Below are 19,324 nucleotides of genomic sequence, written 5' to 3' on the forward strand. Positions count from 1 at the left end.
TACAGGCAAAAGACTCTGAGGGACATACACATATAGGGAATATAAAAGAGAGAGGGGAAACAACTATGTCTTGTGAGTGCTCAGGGTCAGCATTAACTTGTTGTCCAGATAAAAATTATGTGCAAGATAAAGTGTGTAGTCCGTGGTCTGCTACTGTAGTTGCAACAGCAATTGATAATGTTCTCTATACAAATAATATTAACCAAAACGTAGTTGGTACTGGTTTTGTTAAATATGATGTTGGACCAGGCCCAATTACTGTAGAGGTACTTGATTCTGCTGGGGGTACAATTGATACACAAACATTAAACCCAGGAACGAGTATTGCTTTTACGTATCGCCGCTTTGATAGTATACAAGTTGTGTTACCTGCAACACCTGCTGGAACGTATCAGGGAGAATTTTGTATTACAACACGTTATCCACTTTCATAGCAGAATAGGAGAGGTTCAAAATGGGAATGAGAAGTTCCAGTTTGTCTTGTTGTTCTAATAAAACACTTGTGCAAGACCAAGTATGTACAGACTGGTCTATTACAGGTGCTGGTACTCAAATTGTATATACAAATAATATCACGCAAGAAGTATATGGTTCAGGTTACGTGAAATACGATGTGGGAGCCAACCCGATTACAGTTGATTTTTTAGTAGGGGCAACAGTAGTTGATACAATTACTGTACAACCACAAAGTAGTGGTACTTTCACTGTCAGATATTTTACTACTGTCCGAATTACTACGACAGGAACGACTGTTAATCAAGGTGAGTTTTGTATTACAGTACGTTATCCAATCTCATAAAAAGCATACCGTGAACGGTATGCTTTTTTTGAGAAAGTAATGAAATTGGTATTCTATAAGCAACATGTAAATTCGCAACAGTACTTGCCTTCTAAATATAGTGAAGGATTACTTGTTATATTGATAATACTGACTGACTGTAAGTTTTTTCCTGTGTACGATATTGTATTACCAGGAAACACAGTGAAAATATTGGTTGTGGCTCCAACGATTTGAATTGTAATTGATTCTGTGCTGCTAGTACTATTGTAAACCGAAACAGTACCTGATATAAGTAGTATCCCATCACTTTGCCACAGTATCATTGATTGTGATGCATCTTTGGTAGAAGGAATGGTGTTATTAGTTATAAGGAAATTCCCTGCAAATTCATTTGTTACTCGCTCGCAATTTGGATTTGGAGGAGGGGGCGGTGGACAAGGGGCTGGACAAATAATAGATAAAGGAGCGAAACAGCCGATATTTTTTTTATTCTTCAATACAACCCCTCCTTTTAAGTGGTCTTTTACTACTATTAAATGTAAAAGCATGGCCGATGTGTTAAAAAAAGAAGGAAATATTAAAAATTAAGATTGTCTAATAGGCTTAAACCTTAACTTATCATTAGTGTTATAGAAAAGATTATATGTGAATAGTCATAGGAAAAGAATGATCAGACTCTTTTAGACAAAAGGTGGTTGTATACAATAGTACGAGGAATGTTGGACTTAATTTCTAATTAACTGTATATTTACAAAAATCTAATAAACTTCATTTTTTATTTAAACGACATTAACATGTATTAGATAAAATAGCCCTTGTAATGAATCAATTATTATGAGGAGGATTCACGTGGAAAGAATTGCTTTACGAAAAGTAAAAGGTCTTATTGGATTATTGATGGTTTTTGTATTAGCATTTGTATCATTTCCGTGGAGTACATCAGTCAAAGCGGAAGAGAAAAAGCAAGAAAAGGCACCAAGTGAGAAGAAAATAGTTTTCCCCGTTGTAAGTGATGTTCATATTAAAAATAGTGGAACAGATGATATGTTTCGCTGGAAAAGAGCGATTGAACAGTTCAATACGCTTGCACCAAAGCAAGATGCGTTCGTAATTGTAGGAGATTTTACTGATTCAGGGTCTGTGCAGCAATATGATCGTTTCATGCAAGTGTATAATGACAATGCAAATAAAGATGCGGTACGAATGAATTCTCTAGGTAATCATGATTATTGGAACGGTTTATCAGTAGAGGGAGCACAGAAGCGTTTCTTAGAAAAAACAGGAATGGAATCAATTTATTATCATAAAGTGGTAAAAGGGTATCATTTTATCGTAATGTCTCCAGAAAATGAAACGACACATGGGTATTATTCGGACAAACAAATTAATTGGTTAAAAGAAGAAATGGCAAAGGCGCAAAAAGATGATCCAGAAAAACCGATTTTTGTATTTTTACATCAACATATTAAAGATACAGTGTACGGTAGCCAAGAATGGGGAACGAAGGATAGTGCAAAAATTAATGCAGTATTAAAAGAATATCCACAAGTCATTACGTTTTCAGGTCATTCGCATTATCCATTAGATGATCCAAGATCGATTCATCAAAAGGACTTTACATCTGTTGGTACCTCTTCTGTAAGCTATATGGAGGTAGAGGGTGGCAAAGTGCAAGGGAATATTCCTTCAGAATCGCGTGCATTAAGCCAAGGTTTATTAGTAGAAGTAGACGATAAAGAAGTAACGATTAATCGACGCGATTTCCATACGAATTCTTGGACAGGCGAGCCATGGAAAATTCAGTTGCCATCAAAGAAAGAAACTTTTACACATGTAGAAGATCGTGATAAAGAAAAGCCATCTTTTGCAAAAGATGCAAAGTTATCAGTATCGAATGTAACAGAAAATGCAGCAACAGTAACATTCATGCAAGCATTGGACAACCTTCTTGTTCATTCTTATCGCGTACAAGCTAGAGGTAAGCAAACTGGAGAAATAAAAAATAAATTACTAGCATTTTCAGAGTTTTATCGTGACCCAGTGCCGAAAGAACTGACATTTACACTTGCAGGATTAGATGGCGGGAGAACATATACGTTTGAAGTAGTCGCGATTGATTCATTTGGTAATGAAAGTGTGCAACCGTTAACGGCAGAAATTACTACGAAAAAAGATAACATTGATCCGAATGTGAAAGTACCAAAGGCTGATATTTTTGATGTGAATTTCTCAGATGGTACATTTAAAGACAATTCACCATTTGGTACAAAAGGTGAATTGAAGGGTAATGTGACTATTGAATATGATAAAGCATTGAAAAAGAATGTTATGAAGTTACATGGAAAAGCTAATACATTTGGATATATTCCATTTTCAGCAGCACAAAAAGAGAAAATAGCAAATACGTTTACGTTAGAAACTGTGTTTTCAATGAATGAAATTCGCGGACAAGGTATTTTGCAAAATACAGAGAGCGGCGGAATTGGTTTTGAGTCTACAGGAAGTGGATATGTTGAATTATGGGCTCACATTGGCGGTAGCTACAAACGTGTTGGCGTTCAATTGGAAGCGAACAAAACGTATCATTTAACAGGAACATATAACGGAAGCGAAGTGGCAATTTACGTAGATGGTAAAAAAGTAAATAGTCAGTTAGCTCAAGGAAAAGTTTATAGCCCGAACGTACCATTTGCATTTGGAGCGGATCCTGATAGCAATGGAAATGGCGGCATTCCATTAAACGGTCAAATCGCGCTTGCAAAATTATATAGTAAAGCGTTAAGTTCTTCAGAAGTATTAGCAGCGTACAATGAATTTTCTAACCGTACGAAGTTAGAGCAAGTCAACGCATTATATGAGGAGCTAGGAAAAGTAAAGGAAGTGTTAGATGGTACGTATGAGTTTGGTGGTAAGCCAGGTCAATATTCAAAGGAAGCATTTCAAGAACTAGAAAAAAGCTATAACACTGCTAAGCAAGCATTTGAAAATGTAGGAAGTACTGGGGAACAAATTATTCAAACATATAACGAATTAAAAACAGCTAATGTAACATTCGTACAATCAAAAGTGGCAGAAGAACAACCAAAAACACCGAAAGAAAAATTACAGATCAATATTGAATCTGCAAAAGCAGTAGTGAAGAAAGCGCAAGCTGTAAATGTAACAGATGGTTCAGTGAAATCATTGCAACAAAAAATTACAGTTGCAGAAGCTGTATTAAAAGATGCGAAGGTAAAAGATGCACAGGTAGAAACGATGAATCGTACATTAGAATATGCGATTTCACTCGTTGAAAAAAGTATGAACAAATAAGAGAGAAGAAAAGAAGCTTATCATGATAGGCTTCTTTTTTGTTATACTAAAAGTAGCATAGAAAGAAGGAGCGAATAATTTGGAACAGAAAAAGCTAAAAAGAATTCTTGAATATGTATGGATCGCGGTTGTGCTCCTTGTAGGATATTATTTCTTAAAAGAGAAAAGTATTTGGGTTTTATTTTTAATGACTTTCTTATTAGCAGGACTAGGAACGTTATTTATTAACTTTTTCTTTGATAGTTTGAATGCCTGGAAGAATAAAAAGAAGGGAACGAAGTAAAGGAGGGGATATATGCAAAAGTGGAAGCTCATATATCAAGTAATCATTTTCATAGTGCTTGTAGGTATTGGCGTTTTTAAATATTCTACACCAATAGGAAATTGGGCGTGGTTTACAGCTTGCATCGGCATATTTTTCATTTTACAATCGTTAACGAAAAAATATAATTGTACAGAAAGATAGCTCGCCGCTAAAACGGCGAGCTATTTTGTTATGCTTTTTTCTGTTCATCATTCGTTTTTTCGGTAGCTAAATGGCTATGCTTTCTAGAGTAGAAGAAATAGAAGCATAAACCGACTATAAGCCAAGCTATAAAGCTAATCCATGTCGTTTTAGATAAATTAGCCATCAAATATAAACAGCAAAGAATCGCGACAACTGGTAATACAGGTACGAAAGGTGTACGGAATCCACGTTTTAAATCAGGATGTGTTTTTCGTAAAATAAGTACCGCGCAGCAAACGAATGTAAAGGCTGTTAACGTACCGATGTTTACTAAATTTGCTAGCAAATGTAAATCTAAAAGTCCTGCTAATAAAGCGGCAATAACGCCAGTAATCCACGTATTTAATAAAGGGATTTTTACTCTTTTATTTACACGTGCTAACGCTTTTGGAAGTAGACCGTCACGGCTCATCGCATACGAAACTCGAACTTGTCCATACATAACGACTAAGAGAACGGTTGTCATTCCAGTCATCGCTCCAACAGCGAGTAGTCCTGCAATTGCATCCTCACCAACGAAATGCAATGCAAATGCAACTGGATCAGAAACGTCTAATTGCGTATAAGGAACCATACCTGTTAAAACGAAAGATACGATCATATATAAAACAGTACAAATAAGAAGAGAACCGATAATACCAATTGGTAAGTCACGCTGCGGTTTTTTCGTTTCTTCTGCAGCGGTTGCGATTGCATCAAAACCTAAAAAGGCGAAGAATACAGTGGCAGCTCCGGTAATAATACCGTCGTATCCGAATGGAATGAACGGTGTCCAGTTTTCAGGTTTTACATATTTTGCGCCTGCTACGATAAAGGCAATGATAACAGCTAGTTTAATAAGAACCATAATATTATTAATGCGTGCACTTTCACGTATACCAAAACTTAAAAGACCAGTAATAAGAAGTAAAATGCAGACAGCTGGTAAATCGATGAGACCACCTTTTCCTACGCCGGGGGCCGAGGCGATTATGGCGGGTAGGTGTATATTGAACCCTTGTAGTAATGATTGCAAATAACCAGACCAACCGACAGCTACTGCTGCAACGGCAAGTAAATATTCGAGCATTAAACACCATCCGACGATGAAGGCGACGACTTCTCCGACTGTCATGTATGCGTAAGTATACACACTTCCTGAGACAGGAATAGAAGAAGCAAATTCAGCATAACAAAAGGCTACACAAGCACAAGTAAATGCAGCAATAAGGAATGATAGCATAATACCAGGACCAGAATGTTTTGCTGCAACAATACCTGTTAATACAAAGATCCCTGTCCCAATTACGGCGCCGATCCCTAAAAACGTTAAATCGAGTGCAGTTAATGTTCTATCTAGCTGCTTTGGTGATTCAGTACTAAGCGCTTTTTTTCGTAATAATGACTTCACTTTGGACTCTCCCCCCGTTTTTTCATTTCCATAACTGCGACTATAGTATGAGCCCATTAAAAAAGAGTATGTAAGGAAATGGAGGTACAGTTATGGTATGTAGTTTTTTAAAATTGCTGGATTAATCTTAATATAATTCAGAATATTTTGTCAAATAAAAATATGAAAAATAAAATTCGGATCAATAGGGGAAACTACTTGCAGAAATGAACGGGGGTTAACGACCCACTGATTAAAGTTAAAGTAGGAGCAGATGCTATGTTATTTTATTTTGAACTTGTCGTCATTTTACTTTGTACGAAATTAGCTGGTGACATTAGCGTGAGACTTGGTCAGCCTTCTGTACTTGGTAAGTTAATTGTCGGTATTATTATCGGTCCAGCTGTACTCGGTATTATTAATAGTTCTGAACTAATTGATGAACTGAGTGAGATTGGTGTTTTGTTACTTATGTTTATGGCGGGACTTGAAACAGATTTAGAAGAGTTAAATCGGAATTTGAAATCGTCATTTGCAGTAGCGGCTGGTGGAATTATTTTTCCTTTCATCGGTGGTTATGTAACAGGATTGCTGTTTGGATTAATGCAGTCCCATGCCATTTTTTTAGGATTATTACTTTGCGCAACATCGGTTAGTATTACGGTGCAGACGCTACGTGATTTAGGAAAAATGAATACGAGAGAAAGTACAACAATTTTAGGTGCTGCCGTATTTGATGATGTCATTGTCGTTATTTTATTGGCATTTGTAATGAGTTTTTTAGGAACACAAGATGTAAATATAACACTTGTCATTGCAAAGAAAATTATTTTCTTTGTAAGTATTGTTTTTATTGCTTGGAAAGTCGTTCCTTGGATTATGAAAATGCTTGTCCCGCTTCGTGTAACAGAAGCGTTAATTAGCGCGGCTCTTATTATTTGCTTCTCTTTTTCTTATTACAGTGAAATGATGGGAATTGCAGGCATTATTGGAGCATTTGCAGCAGGAATTGCTATTTCTCAAACAGAGTATAAGCATGAAGTGGAACATAAAATTGAACCGATTGCTTATGCAATATTTGTTCCAGTATTCTTCGTAAGTATCGGAATGGAAATTACATTTCAAGGCATTGGAAGCCAGCTTTGGTTCATTATTATTATGACCCTCATTGCGATTTTCACAAAGTTAATTGGATCAGGTTTAGGAGCGAGATTGACAGGTTTTAATCTCCAATCTTCTATTAGTATTGGCGCGGGGATGGTATCACGTGGTGAAGTAGCACTTATCATCGCAGCAAATGGACTTACGGCGAATTTATTAGCGAAAGAAAATTTCACAGCGATTGTTATTGTTGTTATATTGACGACGATTATTACACCGCCACTTTTGAAGAAATATTTTGTATAGAGAGGAAGGGCTTATCTGATGTAGGTAAGCTCTTTTTTTATTCCAAAAAGCAATGGTCATATAGCATGAAGGGTTTGTAATTATGGTAAAATCTATGTATGTGATATGACAAGGAGAGGGAAGTGTGAAGATTACGAAGGAGAAGGTTATCGGTGTAATCGTACTTATTGCAGTATGTATACCATTTACTGCATGGAAAGAATCAAAAGTGAAAGATTTTCCGGTTTCTATTTTTTCGGAAGAAGCAGATGGTGAGTACGGTCAGAAGCTGAAATATACTGCTTTTTTACCTGATGTTGCGATTTGGATGAACGGTTGGAAAGAGAAGTGGACAGAAGGAGAAAGAACTGTTTATCAAAAAGGGAATCGCATTGTAAATGTGTTTCATCCTCCTGGCGATGATGGTTTTTACCTTCTTGAAGCAAGAGAAAATAAGTGAACGCAACCGTAAGAAGTGGAGGTTAAATAGTGAAAGCTTCAACATTACTATTTAAAATTGAAAGTAATATGGATCAATTTTCACCAGCTGAAAAGAAGGTTGCCATGTACATAATGGAGAATGCAGAGATTGTTCCGAACTTAACGACGAAAGAAGTGTCAACGAATGCAGGCGCAAGTGAGGCGAGTGTCGTTCGTTTTTGTAAGTCGATTGGGATCGGAAGTTTTAAAGCATTTAAGATAGCACTCGTTCGTGAATTAACGATTGCTGATTATAATATTAACGATTTTTCAGTGATGAATACGGAAGATGGACCGTACGATTTGTTTAATAAAGTCACTTATGTGAATAAAGCTGCAATTGAGGCGAGCGTTACTGCGATAGATAAGAAGGAACTTGAGAAAGCTGCAGATCGTATTGTCAATGCGGGCAAAATTATATTTTACGGCGTAGGTGGATCAGCTACGCCAGCAATGGATGGGGCGTATAAATTTACACGGCTTGGATTTACAGCGATGATGCTATCTGATTTTCATATGATGTTGCCGCTTGTGACGAATTTAAAAGAAGGCGATATATTTGTTGCGATTTCAACATCTGGTCGAACGAGAGATGTGCTTGAAATGGCGCAGTATGCAAAGAGACAAGGTGCAACTGTTATTGGAATTACGAAGCTAGATCAATCATCCCCCTTATATAAAGAAGCGGACATTCGTCTTTGTATGCCAGATGTAGAACAAGATCATCGTATTGCAAGTATTGCGTCGAGAATGACGCAACTGAATATGATTGATGCTTTATATGTGATTACTTTCAACCGAATTGGTAATAAAGTATTGGATCAATTTATGGAGACGCGAGAAGAAGCGTTGCGGTTACGGAAGTTAAAGTAGAAGAAAAGATGAGGAGACTCATCTTTTTTATTATCTTTGACACAAATATGTCATGTTGTGAAATTTTATTTCATAAAATAAGAAAGGGATATTGATTTTTAGTTTCTTAAAGTTATAATAAAAGTGTGAAATATAATTTCAAAGAGGGTGACAATATGTTAGAAAATTTATCGACAGAACATCGTAATGAGAAAACAATGAATCTGGATGAAATGAGTATAAAAGAAGTGTTGCAAAGTATGAATGAAGAAGATCGAACTGTTGCGTTAGCAGTTGAAAAAGAGATAGAACAAATTGAAAAGGTTGTACAGACTGTTATTAAATCTTTTGAAGAAGAGGGACGTTTAATTTACATTGGTGCTGGTACGAGTGGTCGTTTAGGTATTCTAGATGCAGTGGAATGTCCGCCGACATTTGGCACGGATGATAAAATGGTGCAAGGATATATAGCAGGTGGGTTGAAAGCGTTTACTAAAGCGGTGGAAGGTGCCGAAGATCGCGAAGAGTTAGCAGAAGAAGATTTAAAAAGTATTGGATTAAATGAGAAAGATACAGTGATTGGAATTGCTGCAAGTGGCAGAACTCCTTACGTAATTGGCGGCTTGAAATACGCACAGAGCGTAGGAGCGAGTACAGCGAGTATTTCTTGTAATAAAAATGCTGAAATAAGTAAATATGCAAAGTTAAATGTAGAAGTAGAGACAGGTGCAGAAATATTAACAGGATCAACGCGTTTAAAAGCTGGTACAGCACAAAAATTAGTGCTGAATATGATTTCAACAGCTTCGATGATTGGTGTAGGAAAAGTATATAAAAACTTAATGGTAGATGTTCAATCCACAAATGAAAAGTTAGTAGAACGGTCAAAACGAATTATTGTGGAAGCAACAGGCGCTAGTTATGAAGTAGCGGCAGAGTATTATGAAAAGGCAGAACGTAACGTAAAAGCTGCCATTGTTATGGTGTTGTTGCAGTGTGAGTATGGGGAAGCACTGGAGAAACTAAAATACGCAAAAGGGTTTGTGAAGAAAGCACTATAAAGTAATAGGAAGGGGGATTCTATTATGAAGAAAGAAGAGAGAATGGCCAAGGAAATTTCGGAGCAACTTGGGGGAATAAAAAATATTCGTAGTATTGCTCATTGTATGACGAGACTACGTTTAACGCTTCATGATGAAAGTAAAGTAAATATGGACCTTTTGAAAAAAGTTGAAGGCGTTATGGGTGTTATAGAAGATGAGACGCTTCAAGTTGTCGTTGGTCCAGGAACAGTAAATAAAGTAGCAGCTGAAATGGAAGGTTTGACAGGACTACGAATTGGTGAGGTAGCAGATCATCACCTTGAAGATATTGGGCAAGAGATGAAATCAGAGATTAAGAAGAAAAATAATACACCGGTGAAAAACTTTTTACGAAAAATAGGAAGTATTTTCATCCCATTAATTCCGGGGCTTGTTGCGTCAGGAATTATAAACGGGGTTGCTAACTTTGCGAAAAATGCTGGTGCTGATCCAAATGCAACGTGGTTACAAATGTTACTACTCATTGGCGGCGGTATCTTTACATTCTTAGGAATTTTAGTCGGCTGGAATACAGCGAAAGAATTTGGCGGGACACCGGTTCTTGGGGCAATTGCTGGTATTTTAATTTTCAACCCGGCGATGGCAAACGTAAAATTGTTTGGTGAAGCATTAGTGCCCGGACGGGGCGGATTGTTTGCAGTTATTTTTGCAGCATGGCTTATGGTTGTAGTGGAAAGACAAGTTCGAAAAGCAGTGCCAAATGCAGTTGATATTATCGTGACACCACTCATTACTGTATTAGTTGTAAGTATCGTAACGATGTTAGCCATTCAGCCATTAGCAGGTTTCTTATCAGATGGTATTACGAGCGGAATTAATGCTATTTTAAATATTGGCGGAGCATTTGCTGGCGCAGTACTTGCGGGAACATTTTTACCTCTCGTTATGGTCGGATTGCATCACGGTTTAACACCAATTCATATGGAATTTATTAATCAAACACACGTAACACCTTTATTACCAGTGCTCGCAATGGCTGGTGCTGGCCAAGTGGGCGCAGCAATTGCGATTTATGTGAAAACAAAAAACAAACGACTTCGAAATGTAATTAAAGGTGGATTGCCAGTTGGCTTTTTAGGAATTGGTGAGCCGTTATTATACGGGGTTACATTACCACTTGGGAAACCGTTTATTACTGCTTGTTTAGGAGCGGCTGTCGGTGGTGCATTCCAAGCAGTTATGCAAACGGCTTCACTTGGAATTGGCGTATCAGGGCTATCTTTAATTCCGTTAATTGCTGACAATAAATATTTACTATATTTCTTAGGTTTAGTAATTGCATATACTTTCGGATTTATCTTTACGTACTTCTTCGGATTTAAAGAAGAAATGGCAGAAAACATATAGAGAAAGGGATTCCTTTCTCTTTTTCTATTAATAGAAAGGGAGATTTATATGATCGGAGTTTCCATTTATCTTTCAAAAGAACGAGTAGAGAAACAAGAAGAGTGGCTAAAAGTGGCGAAGGAAAATGGATTTTTGTCTATTTTTACATCACTTCATATACCAGAGGATGATCCTGGTACGTATAAAGAGTTAATTCAGATACTTGGGAAGCAGGCTCTTGAAAATGAAATGGAGTTAATGGTTGATGTTTCTCCAAAATCGTTACATCATTTAGGGCTAACATATGAAAATGTGGAAGAACTATTGGACTGGGGCATTACCGGTTTAAGAATGGATTACGGCATTGCGCCAAAAGAAATTGCAAGCGTATCTCATAAGATGAAAGTAGCTTTAAATGCGAGTACGATTACAAAGCCATTTTGGAAAGAGTTACTTACAGAACATATACGAGTAGAGAATGTAGAAGCGTTGCATAATTTTTACCCACGTCCAGAGACAGGACTAGCAAAGTCCTTCTTACAAAAACAAAATCAATATTTACAGGAGTGCGGAATAAAAACGATGGCATTTATTCCAGGAGACGCGGAAAAACGTGGTCCGTTATATGAAGGGTTACCAACGTTAGAAAAACATCGCAATATGCGCCCGCTTGAAGCGTACTTAGAACTTGTTCAAGATTGTGGTGTTGATAAAGTATTGATTGGAGATATAAGCGCAAGTTTGGAAAGTATGCAAGAAGTAGCTAGTGCGAGTAGGGGGATTATTCCATTGCGTTACAAATCATTTATAACTGATAAAGAAGTATTAAAAGTGGTGGAGCAAGTGCATACAAATAGACTAGATCCGGCTCGTGATGTTATTCGATCTGTAGAATCAAGGGAAGGAAATAGAGTGGTTTTACAGCCGATGCATACAATTGTAAGAAAGAAAGGCAGCATTACAATTGATAATGAATTGTACGGTAGATATGCAGGGGAGATGCAAGTTGCTACACATGATTTACCTGTAGATGAGAAAGTGAATGTTGTGGGAATGGTTGTGGAAGAGGACGTGTCTTTACTGCCTTATATTGGCGCTGGAAAAATGTTTCAACTTTTTCTATGCGATAGAATAAAAGCTTGAATTAGCGCTATTTTGTAGGAAAACATTATCCGTAAAACGGATAATGTTTTTTATTTTCTTTAAAAAAGTATTTGACGAATGAAATAAAATACCGTATTGTTTTGACTTGTAAATAAAAGTTCACCATAACAAAACAAAAAGGAGAGTTCAAAATGAATCAATATATTGGGAATTTAATTATTCGTATCGTGTTAGGAGTTACGTTCTTTGCACACGGTTTAGCAAAGTTTCAATCAGGTATCGATAATGTAGCAGGATGGTTTACAAGCATCGGTTTACCAGGTGGCCTTGCATACGGCGTAGCAACTGTAGAATTAGTTGGTGGTATATTATTAATTATCGGTTTAGGTGTACGATATGTAGGATTGTTATTCGCTCTTATTTTAGCTGGAGCTATCGTAAAGGTAAATGGAGCAGCAGGTTTATTAGGAGATGGAAAGAATCCAGGATATGAATTAGATCTTGCATTATTATCAATGGGTGCGTATTTATTCGTAGTAAAAGCAGAAGGATATGTAGATCGTTTCTTAAAAGAGAAAGTAATGAAAACGAAGTAAATTTTATTTATAAATTGTTGACTTGAAGAATTATTGTAACTATAATGATTACAACTAATGAATTACGAATGAAACAATTTAAATATTTTTTTACACAAGTTGTAACTACATTGGTTACGTCTTGTGTAAAAATAAATAAACGGGAGGAAGTAATATGCCTAAATCAAATTTAGAAATTATTCAAAGCACGTATGAAGGATCAGCTTCTTCGAATGCAAAGCATTTAGCAGAAGCCTTCTCTGAAAAAGTGGAATGGACAGAGGCAGAAGGTTTCCCATACGGCGGAACATATAAAGGCGTAGAAGCTATAATGGAAAATGTATTTAGCCGTTTAGGATCAGACTGGGATGATTATAAAGCAAGTGTAAATACATATCATGAGGTAGACGGAAAAGATGTAATTATTGCAGAAGGTATGTATTCTGGAGTTTATAAAGAAACAGGAAAATCATTTGAAGCAGAATTTGTTCATGTATGGCAGCTTGAAGATGGAAAAATCGTGAAGTTTAAGCAATATGTAGATAGTCATATTGTTAGGGAAGCGATGAAGAGCTAATGCTTTTTAAATGGATTGTAGGTATATGTATTACCATTATTGTAATCATCTCTTCTATAGTTTGCGGAAAGAAATTGCTTGCATATATGGAAAAAGAAAATAAAAATATTCAAACCGAGCGAGCGGCAAACGAAAAAGAGAAAAAAGCTGCAGAAGAAGTCCCGCAAATTAGTGAAGGTGAAATTATTTCTACCATGCATAAAATGGTGCACCAAAAGGTAAAATCCTCTGAAAAATGGGGATTTGTAGAAATGACAAAAAAGGAAATTTCTAATGTAAAAAGAGATATTGAAAATAGTACAGGTTTTCAATATAAAATGAAGTTATTTTCTATTATAAACAGATGGGAAAAAGGAGATTTTTCTCAAACTGTTGAGGAGCATAACTTTTTATGGAACCTCGAAGGTGGAGATACTGGCAAGGCGACGGAACGTTTATCGCCAGAAGAGGAAAAGCAGTATATAAAAGAAATGAAGAGTAAATAAAAACATCGCCAACCCAGATGACGATGTTTTTTCATTAAGGATGTTTTCGCATTAAAGGTCTAACAGGCTGAACAGCGACAGTTTTGAAATGAGAAAATAAATAACATCCTGTTACAACGACAATTGTCCCTAAAATTTGTATCCACGTTAATTCTTCTCCGAGGAATATGAATGCTAAAATGGCTGTGAAAATTGGATTGAAGTTTAGAAAAATACCTGATGTAGTTGCGCCTAATTTTTGTACGCCAATATTCCAAAATACCATACAAAGAACTGTCGAAATAAGCCCAGTATATAAAAGTGATGTGATGAAAGAAGTATTTATATTTGAAACAGTGAAGCTACCTATGTTAAACGGTAGTAATAAAATAACGCCGAAAATACCAGAGTACAACGTTGCCATAAGTGGTGTAGTTGTTTTTGTTGCCCATTTACTACAAATAGAATAGATTCCCCAAATACAAACTGCTGCAATCATCCATAAATCGCCACTATTAAAATGTAGTGAAAATAAAAGCGAGAAATCACCTTTTAATAGGACGAGGATAACCCCGAAGAATGAAAGAATCATGGATAGGATTTGAAGTGTATTTACTTTTTCTTTTAGAAATAATACTGAAAATAATGCAATTGAAATTGCATTCAAAGTAGAGATAAGACCTACATTCGTAGCGGATGTTTTTTCTAATGCTAAAAATTGAAAGATGTTAAAAAGAGCGACCCCTGAAATTCCCATCAATATTAACGGAAGTATTGCGGTACGTGGTGGAAGGATTTTCTTTTCTTTAAACCATACCATTGGTAATAAACAAACAATCGCAATCATCCATCTTAAATTTGTCAGTGTCATCGGCGATGCATGATCGACGAGTGATTTTCCAACGACAAAATTTCCTCCCCATAATAAGCTCGTTAGTAATAGTAAAAAGACGTAAAAATAAGGCATGATAAAATCCCCTTTTTTGTAATCAATACTTATTGTAAATAATTTTAGCATTTTTCTTTATTGTGTAATATATTCTTTTGTATAATGGTGAAAACTCGATAAAATCTTTAGTGATGAGTGATATTTACGGAATGATATTCAGTTTCGTGTAAGGTATAAGGTGTTTTTTCGAATAATCATCGGTAAGAAAAAAGGGGGAATTGTAATGGAGTCGTCTGTTATTAAAGTGTTGGATGATTTGGATGTACAAATTTTAGATATATTGCAGAAGGAGTCACAAGTAAGTAATGCAGAGCTGGCACGTCGCGTTAATTTATCACCGGCTGCGATGCATGCAAGAATAAAAAGATTGGATGGGGAAGGTTTCATCGATAAGCAAGTCGCGATTTTAAATCAAGAAAAGCTTGGGTTTGATTTATTATGTTTTATTTTTATGAGTACGAATATTCATCAATTTGACAAGTTGGAAGTGTTGGAGAAAGAATTAGAATCGATGCCGGAAGTGTTAGAATGTCACTGTTTAACAGGAGAGTACGATTATTTATTAAAGGTTGCAAATCGTGATCGTAAAGAACTAGAGCAGTTTATTAGAAAGCTGAATAAGCTTGGTATTACAAGGATACAGACAAGTTTAGCACTTCGTGAAATTAAATATTCGACAGTATTGCCGATACGAAATGAGGAACCGAGCATCGATTAGATTGCTTGGTTTTTTGTTTGTATAAATTGATTGACGAGGAGAAAAGAGAGATGTATTATTATATAAAATTATGAATTAAAATTCATTTGAAGTTATAAATATTAATATCGAGGGCAAGGGGATGTAATATGAAAATCTGTAATGCGGTGACGAGTGATGTGAAAGAAATTTATAGTCTTATTGAGGTTTATGCAAAAGAGGGAGTTGTTTTACCGCGATCTCTTTTGTCTCTTTATCAATATTTGCAATGTTTATATGTTATGAAAGAGGACGAGAAAATTGTTGGAGTTGCTGGATTGCATGTATTGGGGGAAGATCTTGCAGAAATACGATCGTTAGTAGTTTCGCATACATATGCAGGAAAAGGGATAGGGCGTATGTTAGTGAACCATGTAATAAATGAAGCAGCGAAAATAAAAGTGAATAGAGTCATTTCTTTAACATATGAAACGGAATTTTTTCAAAAGTGCGGGTTTGATTTTGTGAATAGAGAGGCGTTACCAGAGAAAGTATGGATTGATTGTAGACATTGTCCAAAGGTTGATTATTGTGATGAAGTGGCGATGGTTCGGTATGTTGGGTGAAAGTTTCAGAGAGAGAAAAGTCCCACTATTATTTATGTAATAGTGGGCATCTATATTTTAGGGGAATTAAGAACTTGAATTCGTTTTTCGTACTGCAAAATTAAAAATGGGATTTTTAAGCTCATAGTTATAAGTAGAACCATCGACAAGCCCTACAACTTTATCATTATCATAAAGATCGAGCATAAATTGTGCCATTTGTTTTGCAGTGTGGAATTTTGGTACAACATTATCGTATTGGAATTCATCAATATCAAATGAACGTTTCGCAAATTCTGTTTCAGTTGCAGCAGGAGCTAAAACTTTTGCTTGCAGTTTTGCGCCTTGTTCTTTCAGTTCGTGAGACAGCCCTTCTGTAAAGGCACTTACATAAAATTTCGTAGCGCAATACGTAACAGCATCAGCAACAATCGTGTATCCGCCGCCAGATGAAACGTTAATAAGCTGTGTTCCATCAACCATTGAATAATCTCGAACGAAAAGAGAAGAGAGTATTGTTAGTGCTTCTATATTGACATGCAACATCGTCTCTATTTTATTTAAATTTTGTTCAGCAATTGAGGCGAAATTACCAAAACCTGCGTTGTTAATCCACGTTTCAATTTGAAAAGCTTGTAGGCTTTCATAAAGTTTATAAACATCTTCAGTCACAGATAAATCAGTTTTTCGAATGACAACATCCAACTCAGGATGCATTTCGTTAATTTTCAATTTTAATCCGTTTAATTCTTCTTGTCTTCGAGCTACAAGTACTAAATTTTTTCCGCGAGATGCAAATGCTAAAGCTGCTTCATAACCAATTCCGGAACTTGCGCCAGTAATAACCGTGTATTTCATATAAAATCCCCCTAAATTCAAATTCATTTATGGTTAGATTGTATTTGTTAGAGTATACTCTAAGTCAAATGTTTTTTATAAATTTGATTCGGTCATAAAATATATGAGGGTAAGCATGTGAAGGGAGTTTGAGTATGTACACAATTAGCGAGGTAGCAAAATTATTAGGAGTGAGCACACATACACTACGCTATTATGAAAAGGAAAGTATATTAATTGCAAATCGTGATACAAATGGAAATCGACTTTACGAAGAGTCACATATAAAGTGGTTGCAGTTTGTAATGAAATTAAAACAAACGCAAATGCCAATAGCGAAAATAAGAGAATACGCTAGACTATATACAGAAGGGGAGCATACAACAGAAGCTCGTTTACAGCTTCTAGAAGATCATAGGAAATCTATTCAGATTCAAAGAGAAAACTTAGAAGTTACAGAGAAGATGCTCGAGAATAAAATTAGTGCATACAAAGGCTCATTGGAAAATAAATAGATGTTGTTATGTGATGAAAAATGGATTTGATCTATGAGTATTTCATCATAGTGTGCGGATAAATAAAAAAGAGCAGCTAGCAAAAGCTAACTGCTCCATTCAAGGGATCTCTCCAAGGGGGAGTGGAGAAAATATTATGTTACTAGCATTATTGACAGATTATTAGGAAATATACAAATCTGATGATAGAAATTTTAAATAAACTTTCGGCATTGACAATTTTTAAAATGTTCATGTACAATACATATGAATGACATTCAGTCATTTTTATGTGACAGGATGCATTTAGCTTAGAAATGGAACAAATACAATGGTAAATGAGGATGATAGTTGTTTTTATATAGTATTGATGAAAGAGTATATTTTTTTAAAACAAAAATGACTGATAGTCAGTCATAAGAGGTGAGAGGTATGAAAAATAGAGCTTGGTTATATGTCATATTAACATGTATCTTTGAAATTTTTTGGGTGTTTGGTTTTAATACGGCTAATACTTGGTGGCATTGGATTATTATTTTAGGAGTTATCGCTGTTGATTTTCACTTCCTTTCTAAAGCGTGTGAACATCTTGCAACAGGAACTGTATATGCTATTTTCGCTGGAGCTGGTACGGTAGGTACTTTCTTAATGGATGTATTTCTTTTCGGTGGAAGTTTCAGCGCAGGCAAACTATTCTTCATTCTTATGGTAGTAGCCGGCGTTATCGGTTTAAAGTTAGCTGACAATAAAGAAGAAACTGTGGAAGGAGTTGCTTAAAAATGGGTTGGTTTTTCGTATTTTGTGCTGCAATTAGTGAAATAGTCGGTGTGATAGGACTTAAAATGTATAGTAAAGATAAGACATTAGCCAATGGTGCGATTTATATAGGTGGGTTTGCTACATCCTTCGCATTTTTGTATACTTCCTTCTTATTTTTACAAGTAAGTGTCGCATATGCGGTTTGGATTGGTATCGGAACAGCAGGTGCAGTTTTGTTAAACATGTTCTTGTTTGGTGAGTCGAAAAGTAAAGCGCGTATCATTAGTGTGTTTCTTATTGTATGTGGAGTGACAGGATTAAAGGCACTTTCTTAAAGATATACTGTATCTCCTAACAAGTCATTAGGAGATTTTTATTATAAAAAGTGCACGATAATTGACAGTACAGCTAGTTATTTTATAAAATGAGTGACAGTCATTCAATACGCGTGTGAAAGGGTTTAGATGATGAATAAAAAAGAGAAAATTGTCTATGCAGCTATTGAAGTGTTTCAGGAAAAGGGCGTCGAAAAAACGAAGATTTCTGATATCGTGAAATTAGCTGGCATTGCGCAAGGAACTTTCTATTTATATTTTCCTTCTAAGCTATCTGTTATGCCTGCAATAGCAGAAGTGATGGTTGAAAAGATGATACTTGCAGTGAAAAAAAAAGTACAAAAAGATGTACCTTTTTCAAATAAAGTGGCACAAGTAATCGATGCGGTGTTTCACTTTATAGAGGAATATCGTGAAATACAAGCTTTAATGTATGCAGGTCTTGCATCTACGGAACATATAAAAGAATGGGAAGCTGTGTATGAGCCTCTTTATATGTGGCTAAGTGAATTTTTAAGTGGGGCGAAAGAAGCCGGTGAAATTCGTGATTCAGTTCACGCAGAGCGAACAGCGAAGTTATTTATTGCTCTTGTTGAATCAGCAGCGGAACAAGTTTATTTATATGATCATAAAGATGATGAGCAGGTCGAGCTACAAAAGGCAGAAGTACTAGATTTTTTAACACATGCACTACATATAAAGAAATAGTGAGATGAACCTGTCTGAAAAGGTAGGTTTATTTTTGAGGGGAAATGAATGATAGTCATTCACCTAATATTTATGTATGTGTGGAAGGATAGAGTGAAATTCTAATGAGTGGAGGCATCTCTAC

At 35.9% G+C, this 19,324-nt stretch carries 25 protein-coding genes; 21 read left to right on the top strand and 4 right to left on the bottom strand.

Annotation, left to right across the window (positions count from 1 at the left end; all coding sequences use genetic code 11):
- Positions 1-65 precede the first annotated feature (65 nt).
- Both MR160_RS10715 and MR160_RS10720 read left to right on the top strand, forming a co-directional pair.
- Positions 66-434, top strand: a complete 369-nt coding sequence (locus MR160_RS10715) for a DUF3992 domain-containing protein (protein WP_001277542.1) — start codon at positions 66-68, stop codon at positions 432-434.
- Positions 435-454: 20 nt separating this feature from the next.
- Entirely contained in the window at positions 455-799 is a 345-nt protein-coding gene (locus MR160_RS10720) for a DUF3992 domain-containing protein (protein WP_000525819.1), read from the top strand.
- Between the two features lie 53 nt (positions 800-852).
- Here MR160_RS10720 and MR160_RS10725 read toward each other — a convergent pair whose 3' ends face one another.
- Positions 853-1,236 carry an S-Ena type endospore appendage gene (locus MR160_RS10725; protein ID WP_223838136.1) on the bottom strand — a complete coding sequence of 128 codons (384 nt, stop codon included), beginning with the start codon at positions 1,234-1,236 and terminating at the stop codon, positions 853-855.
- Between MR160_RS10725 and MR160_RS35100 the strand changes: the two genes are divergently transcribed.
- The 4 genes from MR160_RS35100 (at position 1,121) to MR160_RS10745 (ending at position 4,559) form a co-directional block, all read left to right on the top strand.
- Positions 1,121-1,369, top strand: coding sequence for a hypothetical protein (locus tag MR160_RS35100; RefSeq protein ID WP_003276823.1), 249 nt, complete (start codon positions 1,121-1,123; stop codon positions 1,367-1,369). The genes MR160_RS10725 and MR160_RS35100 overlap by 116 nt on opposite strands.
- A gap of 261 nt (positions 1,370-1,630) precedes the next feature.
- On the top strand, positions 1,631-4,093 hold the full coding sequence (locus MR160_RS10735) for a LamG-like jellyroll fold domain-containing protein (RefSeq protein WP_242297332.1): 2,463 nt from the start codon (positions 1,631-1,633) through the stop codon (positions 4,091-4,093).
- Between the two features lie 79 nt (positions 4,094-4,172).
- Positions 4,173-4,376 carry a hypothetical protein gene (locus MR160_RS10740; RefSeq protein ID WP_000435797.1) on the top strand — a complete coding sequence of 68 codons (204 nt, stop codon included), beginning with the start codon at positions 4,173-4,175 and terminating at the stop codon, positions 4,374-4,376.
- A gap of 12 nt (positions 4,377-4,388) precedes the next feature.
- Positions 4,389-4,559, top strand: a complete 171-nt coding sequence (locus tag MR160_RS10745; RefSeq protein WP_001174833.1) for a hypothetical protein — start codon at positions 4,389-4,391, stop codon at positions 4,557-4,559.
- A 28-nt stretch (positions 4,560-4,587) separates the two neighbouring features.
- Here MR160_RS10745 and bcaP read toward each other — a convergent pair whose 3' ends face one another.
- The gene (gene bcaP / locus MR160_RS10750) at positions 4,588-6,048 is read right to left on the bottom strand and encodes a branched-chain amino acid transporter BcaP (RefSeq protein WP_003276830.1); all 1,461 of its coding nucleotides are present in this window, start codon (positions 6,046-6,048) and stop codon (positions 4,588-4,590) included.
- 201 nt (positions 6,049-6,249) lie between these two features.
- On the opposite strand from bcaP, the gene MR160_RS10755 reads away from it, so the two are divergent.
- The 9 genes from MR160_RS10755 (at position 6,250) to MR160_RS10795 (ending at position 13,858) form a co-directional block, all read left to right on the top strand.
- Positions 6,250-7,377 (top strand): cation:proton antiporter, encoded by a 1,128-nt coding sequence (locus MR160_RS10755; protein ID WP_000899807.1) that lies wholly within the window; start codon positions 6,250-6,252, stop codon positions 7,375-7,377.
- A gap of 124 nt (positions 7,378-7,501) precedes the next feature.
- Entirely contained in the window at positions 7,502-7,816 is a 315-nt protein-coding gene (locus tag MR160_RS10760; RefSeq protein ID WP_000704960.1) for a hypothetical protein, read from the top strand.
- A gap of 29 nt (positions 7,817-7,845) precedes the next feature.
- Positions 7,846-8,709, top strand: coding sequence for a MurR/RpiR family transcriptional regulator (locus MR160_RS10765; protein WP_000648168.1), 864 nt, complete (start codon positions 7,846-7,848; stop codon positions 8,707-8,709).
- A 155-nt stretch (positions 8,710-8,864) separates the two neighbouring features.
- Entirely contained in the window at positions 8,865-9,749 is an 885-nt protein-coding gene (murQ, locus tag MR160_RS10770) for an N-acetylmuramic acid 6-phosphate etherase (protein ID WP_000892355.1), read from the top strand.
- Between the two features lie 24 nt (positions 9,750-9,773).
- Positions 9,774-11,138 (top strand): PTS transporter subunit EIIC, encoded by a 1,365-nt coding sequence (locus tag MR160_RS10775; RefSeq protein WP_000711295.1) that lies wholly within the window; start codon positions 9,774-9,776, stop codon positions 11,136-11,138.
- A gap of 48 nt (positions 11,139-11,186) precedes the next feature.
- Positions 11,187-12,260: a DUF871 domain-containing protein gene (locus MR160_RS10780; RefSeq protein WP_000580615.1), complete on the top strand. Its 1,074-nt coding sequence runs from the start codon at positions 11,187-11,189 to the stop codon at positions 12,258-12,260.
- A gap of 152 nt (positions 12,261-12,412) precedes the next feature.
- The gene (locus MR160_RS10785) at positions 12,413-12,817 is read left to right on the top strand and encodes a DoxX family protein (protein WP_001077751.1); all 405 of its coding nucleotides are present in this window, start codon (positions 12,413-12,415) and stop codon (positions 12,815-12,817) included.
- Between the two features lie 154 nt (positions 12,818-12,971).
- The gene (locus MR160_RS10790; protein ID WP_001126695.1) at positions 12,972-13,373 is read left to right on the top strand and encodes a nuclear transport factor 2 family protein; all 402 of its coding nucleotides are present in this window, start codon (positions 12,972-12,974) and stop codon (positions 13,371-13,373) included.
- Entirely contained in the window at positions 13,373-13,858 is a 486-nt protein-coding gene (locus MR160_RS10795; RefSeq protein ID WP_063674991.1) for a PRK06770 family protein, read from the top strand. The genes MR160_RS10790 and MR160_RS10795 overlap by 1 nt, the downstream gene beginning before the upstream one ends.
- A 34-nt stretch (positions 13,859-13,892) precedes the next feature.
- On the opposite strand, the gene MR160_RS10800 is transcribed toward MR160_RS10795, so the two are convergent.
- Positions 13,893-14,804 (bottom strand): DMT family transporter, encoded by a 912-nt coding sequence (locus MR160_RS10800; protein WP_017762824.1) that lies wholly within the window; start codon positions 14,802-14,804, stop codon positions 13,893-13,895.
- 205 nt (positions 14,805-15,009) lie between these two features.
- Here MR160_RS10800 and MR160_RS10805 point away from each other — a divergent pair, with 205 nt between their 5' ends.
- Together MR160_RS10805 and MR160_RS10810 are read left to right on the top strand one after the other, a co-directional pair.
- Positions 15,010-15,504: an Lrp/AsnC family transcriptional regulator gene (locus tag MR160_RS10805; protein ID WP_000446097.1), complete on the top strand. Its 495-nt coding sequence runs from the start codon at positions 15,010-15,012 to the stop codon at positions 15,502-15,504.
- 128 nt (positions 15,505-15,632) lie between these two features.
- On the top strand, positions 15,633-16,088 hold the full coding sequence (locus tag MR160_RS10810; RefSeq protein ID WP_000686659.1) for an N-acetyltransferase: 456 nt from the start codon (positions 15,633-15,635) through the stop codon (positions 16,086-16,088).
- 66 nt (positions 16,089-16,154) lie between these two features.
- Here MR160_RS10810 and MR160_RS10815 read toward each other — a convergent pair whose 3' ends face one another.
- Positions 16,155-16,925, bottom strand: coding sequence for an SDR family NAD(P)-dependent oxidoreductase (locus tag MR160_RS10815; RefSeq protein ID WP_000878080.1), 771 nt, complete (start codon positions 16,923-16,925; stop codon positions 16,155-16,157).
- 134 nt (positions 16,926-17,059) lie between these two features.
- Here MR160_RS10815 and MR160_RS10820 point away from each other — a divergent pair, with 134 nt between their 5' ends.
- From MR160_RS10820 to MR160_RS10835, 4 genes are all read left to right on the top strand, one after another.
- Positions 17,060-17,419 (top strand): MerR family transcriptional regulator, encoded by a 360-nt coding sequence (locus tag MR160_RS10820; RefSeq protein ID WP_000288075.1) that lies wholly within the window; start codon positions 17,060-17,062, stop codon positions 17,417-17,419.
- A 411-nt stretch (positions 17,420-17,830) separates the two neighbouring features.
- A complete protein-coding gene (locus MR160_RS10825; RefSeq protein ID WP_000796019.1) occupies positions 17,831-18,175 on the top strand; it encodes a DMT family transporter in 345 nt (114 codons plus the stop codon).
- Positions 18,176-18,177: 2 nt separating this feature from the next.
- Complete coding sequence (locus tag MR160_RS10830; protein WP_000539671.1) at positions 18,178-18,492, top strand: DMT family transporter; 315 nt, start codon at positions 18,178-18,180, stop codon at positions 18,490-18,492.
- 129 nt (positions 18,493-18,621) lie between these two features.
- Positions 18,622-19,200 (top strand): TetR family transcriptional regulator, encoded by a 579-nt coding sequence (locus tag MR160_RS10835; protein WP_184121589.1) that lies wholly within the window; start codon positions 18,622-18,624, stop codon positions 19,198-19,200.
- Positions 19,201-19,324: the final 124 nt, after the last annotated feature.

The sequence above is a fragment of the Bacillus cereus group sp. BfR-BA-01382 genome (assembly GCF_022663475.1).
Classification (GTDB): domain Bacteria; phylum Bacillota; class Bacilli; order Bacillales; family Bacillaceae_G; genus Bacillus_A; species Bacillus_A thuringiensis_S.

What these genes read in the sequence shown, in the direction of transcription:
- MR160_RS10715 (WP_001277542.1), top strand. Translation starts at nt 66, where the DNA reads ATGTCTTGTGAGTGCTCAGGGTCAGCATTAACTTGTTGTCCAGATAAA.
- MR160_RS10720 (WP_000525819.1), top strand. Translation starts at nt 455, where the DNA reads ATGGGAATGAGAAGTTCCAGTTTGTCTTGTTGTTCTAATAAAACACTT.
- MR160_RS10745 (WP_001174833.1), top strand. Translation starts at nt 4,389, where the DNA reads ATGCAAAAGTGGAAGCTCATATATCAAGTAATCATTTTCATAGTGCTT.
- bcaP (WP_003276830.1), bottom strand. Translation starts at nt 6,048, where the DNA reads ATGGGCTCATACTATAGTCGCAGTTATGGAAATGAAAAAACGGGGGGA.
- MR160_RS10755 (WP_000899807.1), top strand. Translation starts at nt 6,250, where the DNA reads ATGTTATTTTATTTTGAACTTGTCGTCATTTTACTTTGTACGAAATTA.
- murQ (WP_000892355.1), top strand. Translation starts at nt 8,865, where the DNA reads ATGTTAGAAAATTTATCGACAGAACATCGTAATGAGAAAACAATGAAT.
- MR160_RS10775 (WP_000711295.1), top strand. Translation starts at nt 9,774, where the DNA reads ATGAAGAAAGAAGAGAGAATGGCCAAGGAAATTTCGGAGCAACTTGGG.
- MR160_RS10780 (WP_000580615.1), top strand. Translation starts at nt 11,187, where the DNA reads ATGATCGGAGTTTCCATTTATCTTTCAAAAGAACGAGTAGAGAAACAA.
- MR160_RS10785 (WP_001077751.1), top strand. Translation starts at nt 12,413, where the DNA reads ATGAATCAATATATTGGGAATTTAATTATTCGTATCGTGTTAGGAGTT.
- MR160_RS10790 (WP_001126695.1), top strand. Translation starts at nt 12,972, where the DNA reads ATGCCTAAATCAAATTTAGAAATTATTCAAAGCACGTATGAAGGATCA.
- MR160_RS10795 (WP_063674991.1), top strand. Translation starts at nt 13,373, where the DNA reads ATGCTTTTTAAATGGATTGTAGGTATATGTATTACCATTATTGTAATC.
- MR160_RS10800 (WP_017762824.1), bottom strand. Translation starts at nt 14,804, where the DNA reads ATGCCTTATTTTTACGTCTTTTTACTATTACTAACGAGCTTATTATGG.
- MR160_RS10805 (WP_000446097.1), top strand. Translation starts at nt 15,010, where the DNA reads ATGGAGTCGTCTGTTATTAAAGTGTTGGATGATTTGGATGTACAAATT.
- MR160_RS10810 (WP_000686659.1), top strand. Translation starts at nt 15,633, where the DNA reads ATGAAAATCTGTAATGCGGTGACGAGTGATGTGAAAGAAATTTATAGT.
- MR160_RS10815 (WP_000878080.1), bottom strand. Translation starts at nt 16,925, where the DNA reads ATGAAATACACGGTTATTACTGGCGCAAGTTCCGGAATTGGTTATGAA.
- MR160_RS10820 (WP_000288075.1), top strand. Translation starts at nt 17,060, where the DNA reads ATGTACACAATTAGCGAGGTAGCAAAATTATTAGGAGTGAGCACACAT.
- MR160_RS10825 (WP_000796019.1), top strand. Translation starts at nt 17,831, where the DNA reads ATGAAAAATAGAGCTTGGTTATATGTCATATTAACATGTATCTTTGAA.
- MR160_RS10830 (WP_000539671.1), top strand. Translation starts at nt 18,178, where the DNA reads ATGGGTTGGTTTTTCGTATTTTGTGCTGCAATTAGTGAAATAGTCGGT.
- MR160_RS10835 (WP_184121589.1), top strand. Translation starts at nt 18,622, where the DNA reads ATGATGAATAAAAAAGAGAAAATTGTCTATGCAGCTATTGAAGTGTTT.